Genomic DNA, 13,121 nt, shown 5'->3' with positions numbered 1-13,121 from the left:
CCGCGTGTCATGCGCAGTCCCGTCTCCCTGTTGTATTGCTATCCGCATTCCCGGGCCATGGTCAGGAAGCGTCCGGCGTCGCCTGCGGCGCCGCATAGAGCGCGCGGCGTTCCCGGATGGCGTTGACGGCTACGCCCAGCGCGACGAACGCCACCGCGTACATGGCCATCAGGACCATCGCCCCGAGCCAGCCGCTCCAGTCGACCGATGCGGCGTCCGCAATGCCCAGCGCGTCGTTGATGGCCTCGCAGAACCACCAGCCGCCCAGCGCGCGCCCCAGCGCCTTCACGCCCTCGGACATCATGTCGGCCGAGAACATCGCGCCGCTGGTCATCACCATCGCCAGGCCCACGACGTTGACGATGCCGTTGAGCGCCGAGTCGGACATGCTGAACGTCGACAGGAAGAAGCCGAAGGCGACGCCGACCAGCGCGAACGCCGCCATGGCGCCGAAGCTGCCGGCAATCTGCGCGACGCCGAGTACCGAAAGGTCGTGGCCGGTGATGGCGCTCAACGCGACCATCAGCAGTATCATGACGGCGGCGACGGCAATGCCGAACAGCCCGCATACGGTCCACTGCTGCAACGCGATGCGCGAGGGGGCCACTGGGCTCACCGCCAGACGCCGCTTCGTTTCCGGGCGGTAGAACGCCACAAGCAGCACGGCCGTGCAGGTGGCGGCCGTCATGACAATCGGGTACGCGCTGACCTTGAGCGCGAAGCCCAACGTCGTGCGCGTGGCGGCGCTGGCGGTCTCCTCCGTTTCCGCTGTTTCGGACGCTTCATCAGGGTAGTCGACGGCGATCGGGGGTACGGCGCCGTCGAGCTGGGCGGTATCGGCCGCCTGCACGGCGAGCGTTTCCAGCTGCCTAAGCGACAAGCCGGTTTGCGCGGCGCTGCCCGTGCCATACGCGGCGGCCACGTCCTCGGCCGCCAGGGCGAGCGCATGCTGGCGTATCAGCGAGAAGAACCCGTCGGCCTGCAGCGATCCGATGGAGCCGCGCGCCGACGTATAGCTGACCGTCGTATCGACCTTGGGGTACTCGACATCTCCCGAGCCGCCTTGGGCAGCCTGGGCGATGCCCTGCTCCAGCGCGTCGGCCAGGCGGTCCGCATATCCGGAAGGGATGACGACGAGCGCGTCGACGTAGTTCGAGGCGACGGCCTGCTGCAGCGCGATGGCGCCGTCCTCGATGTCCTCCAGGTCGCAGCTGGCCGACAGGTAGCGCTTGAGCTGCGTCGACAGGCCTGCCGCGTCGCCGTCGCGGTCGATGACGGCGACGGCCGGGCGTTCGGGCTCGTAGACGGCGATCCGCTCGCCGTCGGACGACGTGAACGAGCTCCAGGACAGGAACGACATCATGAGCCCCAGCCACACGAGGTAGATGATGATGTAGAGCTTCTTGGCGCGCAGGACCTTGAGTGCGGCCTTACAGGTGTTCATAGCGCTGCCTCCTTAGCAGTGCGGCCGCCCCGATGATGCAGGCAGCCGCCATCGCGGCGAGCACGCCGAGGGTCTTGAGGAACGGAACGTAGGAATCGAAGTACATCAACCGGTAGAACAGGTTGGTGATCTGCTGCGCCGGGTTGATCGTGGCAAACCATGGCATGTGCTGCTGGATCCAGTCGCTCAGCGCCATCGCGCTCTGCCCGTACAGGCCGGAGAACAGCGACAGCAGGCAGGCGATGAACGTCGCCATGCTTTCCCTCAGGGGGCGAGGCATGCCGGGGATGCAGCCAATCAGCGTGCCCAGCGCCGTGGCGAAGAACGTCGCCGCCGCACAGGCGCCGACGCCTGCCAGTTCGCGGCCTCCCAGCGAAACGCCGCAGCCGAAGCGGATATAGAGCATCGCCAGCGTCATGCAGCACCAGGTGATCAGCCACGACGCCAGGAACGTCGCGCACACCTGGCGGATCTTCGGCACCGGCGCGAGGGCGCAGCGGGCGCCAAGGTCGGAAATCGTCGGCTGGATGCGCATGACGGCGGTGACGGCCACGCCAAGCGACATCAGGGCCGCCATGCCGAGCAGCGCGTAGAAGTAGCGCGCGGCTTCATCGGGCTGGAAATGCGTCAGCTGCACCTGCCGGGTGAACGCCGGAGACGACGTGTCGCTGGCGGATATCCGCCCGTACGCGGCCTTCGCAAGGTCCGGCAATTGCGCGACGATCTCCTCGCCGGTCAGCGCCTGCTTGTTGTACAGGCCAAGGACCGCGTCGAGCACGCTGATGGAGACGGTGATGCCGATCGAGTTGTTGTAGTCGTTGATGGCGTTGAGTGTATGCTGGCTGATCGCCATGCTCAGCAGCCCGTCCTCGCCGACTGTCACCATCGCGTCGTAGGAGCCGTCGTCCACCAGCAGCTGCCGGGCTTCGCTGGCCGAATCGGCGGCCGTGACGTGCAGCATGCCGGCGGCCGGCGACTGCGAGGCCGAATCCGTTGGCGAAGACTGCCCGAGGTCCTTCGCCCACGCTTCGTCGGCGTTGTCGGAGAGCGCCGCGATGAAGCGCCCCGCGGACGGATGGCCGCTCCAGCCGGCGTCGGTGGCCACGACGACCTCCAGCCGCTGCATCGTGTAGGCTTCCGACAGGTTGCCGAACATCGCGTTGAACAGCGTCGAGAGGATGATCGGGAACACGAGCACCCAGAAGATTCCGGAGAAGTTGCGCAGCTGCATCTTCAGCGACGCAAGGAACGTGGAAAGCATCACGCACCCCCTTCAGTCGCGCAGCTGCGTGCCGGTGAGCTCGAGGAAGACGTCGTTGAGCGTGGGCTGGCGGCTGGTGACGTGGCCGAACGGCACGCCGAGTCCGCCGAGCTTCTGCAGCACGTCCACGAGATTATGCTCGCCCTGCCGGCACTGGACGTCCAGCTCCTGTCCTTCGAACGAGGCGTCGGCGACGTTCGGCAGCGCGCGCAGCTCGCCTAGGATGGCTTCGCGGCGCCCGGCGGCCCCGTCTGCGCCGAGCGCCAGGTCGAGCGTTTCGATGGCAATCAGCTCGCCGCCGGCCACCATGCGCTTGAGCTCGTCGGCGGTGCCCAGCGCGATCTTGTGGCCGTGGTCGATGATTTCGATGCGTCCGCAGATCTGCTCGACTTCCTCCATATAGTGGCTCGTATACACGATCGTCGAACCGGCTTCGTTGAGCTGCCTGATGCCGTCGAGTATCGCGTTGCGGCTCTGCGGGTCGACGGCGACGGTCGGCTCGTCGAAGAACACCAGGTCCGGCTGGTGTGCGATGCCGCAGGCGATGTTCAGGCGCCGCTTGAGGCCTCCGGACAGCGCCTTGGGCCGGTATTTGGCATAGTCGCCCAGGCCTGCGAACTCGATCGCTTCGGCGACCAGCCGCCTGCGTTCGGTCTTGCCGTCCACGTACAGCGAGCAGAAGTACGTGATGTTCTCCTGCACGCTCAGTTCGTTGAACACGGCCACTTCCTGCGGCACGACGCCGATGCGCCGCTTGAGTTCGTAGGAGGACGGCTTGAGTTCCTGCCCGAATACGCGGATGTTGCCGCTCGAATAGGTCAGCAGCCCGAGGATGCAGTTGATCGCCGTCGTCTTGCCGCTGCCGTTGGGGCCGAGCAGCCCGAAGATTTCGCCGGGCTTGATGTCGATGTCAAGGTAATCCAGGGCCAGGGCGTCGCCGTAGCGCTTGACCAGCCTGCCAACATGCACGGCGGACGCGGGGCCATGGGCTTCTGTGTGCTCTCTCATGGCTCCAGTCTGGCATGGCGCGGCCGGGAAAAACGGTATCGTCCATCACCGGTGACATTTGTCACTGGTCCGGGCGCCTGCGGACGGCCGGTTTGCGGCGCACCGCGCTTGCGGCTACCGTGGAGCGCATGCATGAGCGTGAAACACTGGCCCTGTCGCTGGCGCCGCCGGCGGCATTGCTGTGCGCCGCCGCGGCCCTGTCCGCCTTTTTCGGCGCGCCGGCGCCGTTCCTGGTGGCCGTGACGCTTGCGGTGCTGACGCTGGCATGCCTGTCCGTCCTTCCCTCGGCCGCCTGCGCCATCGCGCCGGCGACGCTGGCGCTGTGCGCGGCGACGGCGCTGGAACCGCTGCGGGATGCCGTGCCGTTCGCGATGCCGCTGGCGTTCATCGGCGCGCTGACGCTGGCCGCCGTACGCTGTCCGGGCTGGGTGGCGTGGCCATATGCCGCGCTGATGGGCGCGCCGGCAGCCTTCATGGGAACCGAGATTCTTCCGCAGCGGCGCTGGGCGTTGCTGGCGGTGGGCGCCGTCGCGTTCGCTGCGGCGCTGGCCGCCTACGGATTCGGCGCGATGCGCCGAATGGCGGCTGCGCTGGAAGGCGCGGGGGACGACCGGCGCAACGGCATGCGCAATCTCAATGAACGCATCGCCACGATGGAGGAGCGCGAAGCCCAGCAGGCCCGCAACGCGCAGCTGGCCGAACGCACCCGCATCGCCCGCGAAATCCACGACAACGTCGGCCACCTGCTGACCCGCGCGATCATGCAGGCGCAGGCCGCGCACGTCGTCGCCTGCGCCGCCCATGAAGACGCGAGCGCCGCGCAACTCGAGCAGATCAAGGCGACGCTGGACGAAGCGATGACGATGGTGCGCGCCTCGGTCCACGACCTCAACGAACGCGGCACCGATTTCCGTGCGCAGATCGAGCAGGCGGCCTCGCTGCCCGCGGGGGCGGCGCGGGTCCATCTGGACAACCGCATCGCCTCGGTACCGGCGCCGGTCGCCCACTTCCTGGCCACGGCGATCCGCGAGGCGCTGACGAACGTCGGGCGCCATAGCGACGCCACCGACGTGACGGTGACCCTGCGCGAGCTGCCGTCGATCTGGCAGCTGGCCGTGTGCGACAACGGCACGCAATGCCGCCGTGCGGCGCCGAAGCCCGGTTCCCATGACGGCATCGGGCTGCTCGGCATCGAGCAGCGCGCCCGGCAGCTGGGCGGCGCCGCATCCTGCGGGCCCACCGGGGACGGCTGGCGCGTATTCGCCGCCATACCCAAGCCGGAACGCCCCGAGGAATCGGGGGTAGGGTAAAAGTCGGAATGCCGCCAAGCCGCTGGGGCGGCGCGACAAGCCAAGGAGGGGAACCATGAAAGTCGCCATCGCCGACGACGACCCGATCGTCGCCTCGTCGCTGGAAACGATCCTGACGGCCACCGGCACCGCCGAAGTGCCGTGGAAGGCCGCCAGCGGCGTCGAAGCCGTCGAGCGCTACCGCCAGGAGCGTCCCGACGTCCTGCTCATCGACGTGCAGATGCCGGGCATGGACGGGCTGGAAGCCTCGCGGCGCATCCTCAACGAGGACGCCGGCGCCCGCATCCTCGTGCTCACGACGTTCTGCGACCCCGGCTACATCGGGCAGGCTGTGCGCATCGGCACGAAGGGGTACCTGATCAAGCAGGACGTCGCCTCGGTCGTCCCCGCCGTCCAGGCCGTGATGGCGGGGCAGGTGGTGCTGGGGGCGCAGGCGATGGACGCGATGGTCGGGGGCGGCCCCGCCCGGCAGGTCCAGGGCGGCGCCGGCGTGGAGCAGGGCGCCCCGGCGTTCCGTGAAGGCTCGCGCTTCGCCTCGTTGACGCCGCGCGAGCGCGACGTGGCCGCGCTGGTGGCCGACGGCTACGAGAACCGCGCCATCGCCGCCGCGCTGGGCTTAAGCGAGGGGAGCGTGCGCAACAAGGTCAGCGCGATCCTGGCGAAGACGAACCTGCGCTCGCGCACGCAGCTGGCGCTCGAATGGAACGCCCGGGAAGGTTCCTAGCGCTTTTTCAGTTTCATCTCCCAAGATAAACCGATGAAGGGCCCGCACGGCGCCTAGAATGGGTGGCGTCTTACAACCAAGAAGGAATGCACGATCATGTCATACGGACAGCAGCCGGGGGGCAACGGCCAGTACCCGGGCAATGGCTACAACAACGGCTACAACTACCAGCAGCAGGGGTATGGCGCCCCGTACAACCCGCAGTACTCCAACGGCGCGGCTACCGTCAACACGAACGCGTCCTATTCGTACGAACGGGCTGAACACGTCAGCGTCACGAAGGCCTATGGCGAAATGACCATCGGCCTGCTCGTCACCGCCGTCGTCGCCATCCTCACGCAGATGACCGGCCTGTACCTGAAGCTCATCGCGGCGACCGGCGTCATCGGCGTATGGCTGCCGGCCATCGTCGAGGTGGTCCTCGTGTTCGTTCTGGCGGCGCGCATCATGAAGATGCAAACCAGCACCGCGCGGGCGCTGTTCTACATCTATGCGGCGCTGAACGGCTTCTCGATGAGCATCATCTTCGCCGCCTACGATATCAGCACGATCGGCATCGCGTTCGGCATCTGCGCTGTCTATTTCCTCGCGCTGACGATGTTCGGCCTGACGACGAAGGGCAACATGCTCAAGGCGGGTCCGATCCTCATGATCGGCCTGATCGTGCTCATCGTCGCGGAGCTGGTCATCTACATCTTCTTCCCCACGCAGACCGCGCTGATGTGGATCGCCGCCATCGGCCTGATCCTCTTCTCCGGCCTGACCGTCTACGACGCGCAGTTTACGAAGCGCGCGTTCGCCTCGTACGCCAACCAGGGCCCGCAGATGATCGAGCGCATCTCGATCCTGTGCGCGCTGAACCTCTACCTCGACTTCATCAACATCTTCCTGTACATCCTGCAGCTGTTCGGCAACAGCCGCGACTAGCGCAGGAACCCTGCGTCCCCATCCGCCGGCGCAGGCATGCAGGCAATCAGGAAAGGGCACCTCGCAAGAGGGGCCCTTTCCTTGCTTCTTTACGCGATTACCATGCCGGCATGGCATTGCGCCCATGCCGGCATGGACTGGCCGGCTAGCGCAGCGCCAGATCGGCCGGGGCGTGCTCGTGTGGCGCCTCTCCGACCTGCGGGGCGCCGTTGATGTCGCGGTGGATCGACTGCATCTGCGTCTCGACGTTCTGCAGGCTGCGGGCGCAGTCGAGCAGCGTCTGGGCATGCTCGGCGTACTTGTCGTCTTCGAGGTCGGTCTTGTAGCGCAGCGCATGCTCGAGGGACGCCCAGTAGTCCATCGCGATCGTGCGGAACTGCACTTCGACCGGCGTATAGTGCGCGCCGCTCGACAGGAACACCGGCACCGCGTAGATGACATGCAGCGAACGGTATCCGTTCTGCTTGGGGTTCTTGATGTAGTCCTTGACGCGCAGCACCTGGATGTCGCTTTGCGCCGACAGGTAGTTCGACACCGAATAGACGTCGTCTCGGTAGTTGCAGATAACGCGGATGCCGGCGACGTCGAACAGGTTGTCGCGGATGGAGGCGATCGACACGGGCAGCCCCTTGCGCTGCAGCTTCTCGAGAATCGAGTCGACGGATTTGAGACGGCGTTCCAGATGGTGGATAGGATCGTGGGAGAAGCGCACCTGGAATTCGGAGTCGAGGATCTCGAGCTTCGTGCTCAGCTCGTACATCGCCCCCTCGTACACTTGCATCTGGTTGACGAACTCGGCGACCTCGTCCCCGGGCGTTTCGCTGGCGTCGGGCGCAAACCGGTTCACGACCTCGTTGAGTCGCGCACGCAGCTCGGCGCTGTTGATGCGGCTTTGTCGATCTAATATCACGTTCCCCATTGTACGGAAACGTCCCAAAAAGCAAGCCGGAAGACCAGTGGGGAGGTGTTTGTAGCATGGTCCCTTATGGATGAAGCGATGATGACCGAAAGCGAGCGCACGCTCGCCGCAACCGAACCTGCCGGCGCGGGGGAGCGCGGCCGTGGCCTGTTCTACGTGCATACGCTGGGATGCCAGATGAACGTGCACGATTCCGAGCGCATTGCCGGCGTCCTCGAGCAGGCCGGCTGGGTCGAGGCGACGGAAAGCCAGTTCCTCGACGGCGACATCGACCTCATCGTCATGAACACCTGCGCGGTGCGCGAGAACGCCGCCGAACGCATGTACGGCACGATCGGCCTGTGGGCGCGCAGGAAGCGCGAGCGGCCGAACCTGCAGATCGCCATCGGCGGCTGCATGGCGCAGCTGGACCGCGAACGCATCGCGAAGAGGGCGCCGTGGGTCGACGCCGTCTTCGGCACGAAGAACATCGCCGCCCTGCCGCGCCTGCTCGACCAGGCGAAGGCCACCGGCGAGCCGCAGACGGAAATCAAGGACGACCTCGAGGTGTTTCCCAGCGACCTGCCGGCCGACCGCGCTTCGAAGGTGTCGGGCTGGGTGGCCATTTCGGTGGGCTGCAACAACACCTGCACGTTCTGCATCGTGCCGACGACGCGAGGGCGCGAAAAGGACCGGCGCCCGGGCGATATCCTCGCCGAAATCCGCGCCTGCGTCGACGGGGGCGCCAAGGAGGTGACGCTGCTGGGGCAGAACGTCAATTCGTTCGGCTTCGGCATCGGCGACCGCTATGCGTTCTCGAAGCTGCTGCGCGCCTGCGGCACGATCGAGGGGCTCGAGCGCGTGCGCTTCACGTCGCCGCATCCGGCAGCGTTCACCGACGACGTCATCGCCGCGATGGCCGAAACGCCGAACGTCATGCACCAGCTGCATTTCCCGCTGCAGTCCGGTTCGGACCGCATCCTGCGCGCGATGCGCCGCTCCTACCGCACCGAAAAGTTCATGGGCATCCTCGAGCGGATCCGCGCGGCGATGCCCGACGCCCAGATTTCGACCGACATCATCGTCGGCTTCCCCGGCGAGACGGAGGAGGATTTCCAGCAGACGCTGGACATCGTGCGCCGCGCGCGCTTTTCGTCGGCGTTTACGTTCATCTATTCGCCGCGCCCGGGCACCCCGGCGGCGGCGATGGAGCAGATTCCCCACGACGTCGCGCAGGACCGGCTCGAGCGGCTCGTCGCGCTGCAGGAGCAGATCACGGCCGAAGAGCTCGCGAAGTTTGAGGGACGCGACGTCGAGGTGCTCATCACCGGTTCCACCGGCAAGAAGGATGCCGATACGCACCGCTATACCGGACGCGAACGCACCGGCCAGCTCGTGCATGTCGGCGTGCCCGAAGGCTGCGAAGCGCCGCGGATCGGCGATTTCGTGACGGCGACGGTAACGCACGCCGGGCGGCACAATCTCATTGCCGATCCGGACCTGGCGGCAGGGCATGCCTATGCCATCCGCCACTGAGCCGGCGATGCCATCCACGCGGCGGAAAGGCGCATGATTCCATGGAACAGCAGCAATCGCAACGGGTCGTCTCAATCGTCGGGCCGACCGCTTCGGGCAAGACGGGGCTCGGCATCGCCATCTGCCGCGAACTGGGGCGCCGGGGCGAGCGCGCCGAAATCGTCAACGCCGACGCCTACCAGATGTACCGCGGCATGGATATCGGCACCGCCAAGGCGAGCGCCGAGGAACGCGCCGCGGTGCCGCACCACCTGCTCGACATCATCGAGCCGGGCGACACGATGACCGTCGCGCGGTTCCAGCGCATCGTGCGCGAGGAAATCGCCGCGTTGCAGGCCGACGGCATCCGTCCGGTGCTGGTCGGCGGCTCGGGGCTGTATGCCCGCGCCGCCATCGACGACATCTCGTTTCCCGGCACCGATCCGGACGTGCGTGCCCGGCTTGAAGAACGCGAACGCACCGAAGGCGCCGGCGCGCTGTTCGCCGAACTGGCCGCCAAGGACCCGCAGGCGGCCGCCCATATGGATCCACGCAACCCGCGGCGCACGATCCGCGCGCTCGAGGTCATCGAAGTGACCGGCCAGCCGTATTCGTCGACGCTGCCGCGGTACCGCTACGTCATCCCGTCGGTGCAGATCGGCCTGGACGCGCCGCGCGAAGAGCTGGACCGACGCATCGGCGAACGCACCGCCGCGATGTTCGCCAGCGGGTTCGTCGAGGAAGTGGAGCGCGTGCGCGCCTCGCTGGGGCCCACGGCGGCGCGGGCGCTCGGCTACCAGCAGGTCATCGACTACCTGGACGGCATGCTCACGCTGGAAGAGGCGCAGGCGCAGGTCGCGCAGAAGACGCGGCGCCTGGCGCGCAAGCAGATGGGCTGGTTCGGCCGCGATCCGCGCATCCACTGGCTCAATGCGCTCAACCCCGCGCTTGTCGGCAACGCGATGGCCGTCATCGCGCACGCCGATGCCGGCGACTACGACGCCATCGACGCGCAGGCCGACGAGTACGTCCAGCATCATCTCGGCGAGCTGTCCTGAACGGCGGCCGCCGCGCCGGGAGCGGGGGGTGTTGCCGGTGCAAGCGGTGAAGTAGAATCGGTTGCGTTATGGCACGAACTTCTTCTTCCGACCCCAAGCCCACGCGCAGCGCCCGGTCCGGCGCCAAGGCGAGCGCACACGACGAGCAGGAGCCCGAGTCGCTCGGCAAGCGCATCCTGCTGGCGGTCCCGCGCGCCTTCGGATCGGCCGTGCGCCGCCTGAGCGTAGGCGAATACGACCCGGCCTACCGTCGTGACGGGCTGTGCTTCGTGCTGCTGATCCTGGCCGTGTTCTTCATCGGGTCGGAATGGTTCCGCGTGTCGGGGCCGCTCGGCGTGGCGCTGCACTCCTTCGCGTCGGCCCTGCTGGGCGTCATGAGCGTCGTGCTGCCGGTGTTCCTGGTTATCGTCGCGCTGCGGCTCATCCGCAATTCGGGCCGTTCGTCCGACAATCCGCGCGTCATCATCGGCTGGACGATGCTGCTGTGGTCGGTGTGCTCGATCATCGACGTCGTCATGGCCGCCGACACGAAGGCGTTCAGCTGGGACAACATCAAGGCCGCCGGCGGCCTGCTCGGCTTCATCATCGGCTCCCCGCTGGCGTGGGGCCTCTCCCAGACGTTTGCCATCATCGTCTTCGTCATCGCCGCGCTGTTCTCCATATTGCTGCTGACGCGCACGCATGTCACCGAGATTCCCGACAAGATCGGCCGGCTGCGCAAGGGGGAGCCCGAGAGCCAGGAGGACGAGGAGTTCCCCAACGAAGTGAAGGTCGGCGACTCGACGCTTTCCTTCGCGCAGGGCGTTCCGTCGCATGACGGCACCGACAGCGACGGGGACGACGGCAAGCGGCCGTCGCTGTTCGCGCGCATCGGCGCGTTCTTCCACCGCAAGCCCGCGGACGGCGACGGTTCGCGGCTGGAGCGCTATGCCGGCGACGAGGCGTTCCTCAACGCGGCCACCCGTCACGGCCAGGCGGCCGAGACGACGCTGCAGACGGCGCCCCGGCGCGCCAGCAGCCTCGGGGCCGAAACGACCGCGTACCTGGGCCAGCCTGGACGCGACGGGCACACGACGGCGATGCCGAACGACCCCTGGGCCAATCTCGGGCAAGACTCGTCGATGCTGGTCAATCCGGTGACCGGCGAAATCGTTGAATCCGGCTCCGTGCCGCTGCCCGGGCGCGAACCGGCGCGGCTCGCAGGCGCCCCCTCCACGCCGCAGGGGGCGGCCGCGGGCGCGGCGAAGGGCGATGCCGCGCGGACGGTTGCCTCTGCCGCGTCTGCGTCTGCGGCGCCGGCGGCAAACGGCTCCGCCCCGACCTCGCAGAGCGCTGGGGTGCCGGCGGCCGGAACAACGGCGCCCGAAGCCGGCAGCGCGGACGAGGGGACGGACGCCCCCTACCAGCTGCCGGACCTGAACCTGCTGGCCAAGGGCAAGCCCCATGCGATGCGCACGCCCGCAAACGACCATGTCATCGCGGCGCTGACAAACACGTTCAGCCAGTTCAACGTCGACGCGAAGGTCGTCGGCTTCCTGCGCGGGCCTTCCGTCACGCAGTACGAAGTGGAGCTGGGTCCGGGCGTGAAGGTGGAGAAGGTCACGAACCTGCAGAAGAACATCGCCTATGCGGTGGCCAGCTCCGACGTACGCATCCTCTCGCCGATTCCGGGCAAGTCGGCCATCGGCATCGAGATTCCGAACGTCGACCGCGAGATCGTCCATCTGGGCGACGTGCTGCGTTCCCAGGAGGCGATGGGCGACCCCAACCCGATGCTTACCGGCGTCGGCAAGGACGTCGAAGGGCATTTCGTGACCGCCGACCTGACGAAGATGCCGCATCTGCTGGTGGCCGGCGCGACCGGTTCGGGCAAGTCGAGCTTCATCAACTCGATGCTCACGTCGATCATCATGCGCGCCACGCCCGACCAGGTGCGCATGATCATGGTCGACCCCAAGCGCGTCGAGCTGTCCGCATACGCCGGCATCCCGCACCTGCTGACGCCGATCATCACCGATCCGAAGAAGGCCGCCCAGGCGCTCGAATGGGTCGTCAAGGAAATGGACGCGCGCTACTCGGACCTCGAGTTCTTCGGCTTCCGCCATGTCAAGGACTTCAACGAAGCCGTGCGCGCCGGCAAGGTCCACGCCCCCGCCGGCTCGAACCGCAAGGTGGCGCCGTACCCCTATCTGCTCGTCGTCGTCGACGAAATGGCCGACCTGATGATGGTCGCCAAGAACGACGTGGAAAGCTCGATCCAGCGCATCACGCAGCTGGCCCGCGCCGCCGGCGTGCACCTAGTGCTCGCCACGCAGCGGCCTTCCGTCGACGTCGTCACGGGCCTGATCAAGGCGAACATCCCCTCGCGTCTCGCCTTCGCGACCTCCTCGGCCACCGACTCGCGCGTCATCCTCGACACGACCGGCGCCGAAACGCTGATCGGCCAGGGCGACGCCCTGTTCCTGCCGATGGGCTCGGCCAAGCCGCTGCGCGTGCAGGGGGCGTGGGTCAATGAATCGGAAATCCGCGACGCCGTCGATTTCGTGCGCACGCAGCGCAAGCCGCATTACCGCGAGGACATCGAGCAGATGGCCGCCGAAGAGGACAAGCACGCCATCGACCCGGCCGAGGACATCGGCGGCGACATGGATGTACTGCTCCAGGCTGCCGAACTCGTCGTGTCGAGCCAGTTCGGTTCGACGTCGATGCTGCAACGCAAGCTGCGCGTGGGGTTCGCCAAGGCCGGCCGCCTGATGGACCTGCTGGAGTCGCGCGGCGTCGTCGGCCCCTCGGAAGGCTCGAAGGCGCGCGAAGTGCTCGTGCAGCCGCAGGACCTGCCGGCCGTGCTCGCGTTCATCAAGGGGGACGCGCCGTCGCTGGACGCGAACGCCCCGGGAGCGGACGCGTCGAATGCGGCGGAAACCGTCAATATGGCGGATTAAGCTACTGTTGCAGCCTGCGACGCATGGGCGCCGC

Annotated in this window: 10 protein-coding genes; 6 read left to right on the top strand and 4 right to left on the bottom strand. The window is 67.3% G+C overall.

What is annotated here, in order from left to right; genetic code table 11:
- Positions 1-61: 61 nt before the first annotated feature.
- Genes AC1AXT_RS01820 through AC1AXT_RS01810 form a run of 3 tightly spaced genes read right to left on the bottom strand, consistent with a single transcriptional unit; the run spans position 62 to position 3,713 of the window.
- The gene (locus tag AC1AXT_RS01820; RefSeq protein WP_476540174.1) at positions 62-1,444 is read right to left on the bottom strand and encodes an ABC transporter permease; all 1,383 of its coding nucleotides are present in this window, start codon (positions 1,442-1,444) and stop codon (positions 62-64) included.
- Positions 1,431-2,705: an ABC transporter permease gene (locus AC1AXT_RS01815; protein WP_476540172.1), complete on the bottom strand. Its 1,275-nt coding sequence runs from the start codon at positions 2,703-2,705 to the stop codon at positions 1,431-1,433. The genes AC1AXT_RS01820 and AC1AXT_RS01815 overlap by 14 nt, the downstream gene beginning before the upstream one ends.
- Before the next feature lie 12 nt (positions 2,706-2,717).
- Positions 2,718-3,713 carry an ABC transporter ATP-binding protein gene (locus AC1AXT_RS01810; RefSeq protein WP_476540170.1) on the bottom strand — a complete coding sequence of 332 codons (996 nt, stop codon included), beginning with the start codon at positions 3,711-3,713 and terminating at the stop codon, positions 2,718-2,720.
- Positions 3,714-3,841: 128 nt separating this feature from the next.
- Between AC1AXT_RS01810 and AC1AXT_RS01805 the strand changes: the two genes are divergently transcribed.
- The 3 genes from AC1AXT_RS01805 (at position 3,842) to AC1AXT_RS01795 (ending at position 6,674) form a co-directional block, all read left to right on the top strand.
- On the top strand, positions 3,842-5,023 hold the full coding sequence (locus tag AC1AXT_RS01805) for a sensor histidine kinase (RefSeq protein ID WP_476540167.1): 1,182 nt from the start codon (positions 3,842-3,844) through the stop codon (positions 5,021-5,023).
- Positions 5,024-5,078: 55 nt separating this feature from the next.
- Positions 5,079-5,747, top strand: a complete 669-nt coding sequence (locus tag AC1AXT_RS01800) for a response regulator transcription factor (protein ID WP_476540164.1) — start codon at positions 5,079-5,081, stop codon at positions 5,745-5,747.
- Positions 5,748-5,843: 96 nt separating this feature from the next.
- Entirely contained in the window at positions 5,844-6,674 is an 831-nt protein-coding gene (locus AC1AXT_RS01795; RefSeq protein WP_476540161.1) for a Bax inhibitor-1/YccA family protein, read from the top strand.
- Between the two features lie 145 nt (positions 6,675-6,819).
- Here AC1AXT_RS01795 and AC1AXT_RS01790 read toward each other — a convergent pair whose 3' ends face one another.
- Positions 6,820-7,593 carry a GTP pyrophosphokinase gene (locus AC1AXT_RS01790; RefSeq protein ID WP_476540159.1) on the bottom strand — a complete coding sequence of 258 codons (774 nt, stop codon included), beginning with the start codon at positions 7,591-7,593 and terminating at the stop codon, positions 6,820-6,822.
- 66 nt (positions 7,594-7,659) lie between these two features.
- Between AC1AXT_RS01790 and miaB the strand changes: the two genes are divergently transcribed.
- The 3 genes from miaB to AC1AXT_RS01775 all read left to right on the top strand — a co-directional run bounded on the left by miaB (position 7,660) and on the right by AC1AXT_RS01775 (position 13,087).
- Positions 7,660-9,108, top strand: a complete 1,449-nt coding sequence (gene miaB / locus AC1AXT_RS01785; RefSeq protein ID WP_476540157.1) for a tRNA (N6-isopentenyl adenosine(37)-C2)-methylthiotransferase MiaB — start codon at positions 7,660-7,662, stop codon at positions 9,106-9,108.
- A gap of 41 nt (positions 9,109-9,149) precedes the next feature.
- Entirely contained in the window at positions 9,150-10,145 is a 996-nt protein-coding gene (gene miaA / locus AC1AXT_RS01780; RefSeq protein WP_476540154.1) for a tRNA (adenosine(37)-N6)-dimethylallyltransferase MiaA, read from the top strand.
- A 68-nt stretch (positions 10,146-10,213) separates the two neighbouring features.
- Positions 10,214-13,087 (top strand): FtsK/SpoIIIE family DNA translocase, encoded by a 2,874-nt coding sequence (locus AC1AXT_RS01775; protein WP_476540150.1) that lies wholly within the window; start codon positions 10,214-10,216, stop codon positions 13,085-13,087.
- The last annotated feature ends 34 nt before the right edge of the window (positions 13,088-13,121 follow it).

Source organism: Bifidobacterium sp. LH_450 (assembly GCF_056356715.1).
The sequence above is the reverse complement of the archived record's forward strand: the minus strand, read 5'-3'. Positions and strand labels throughout refer to the sequence as shown.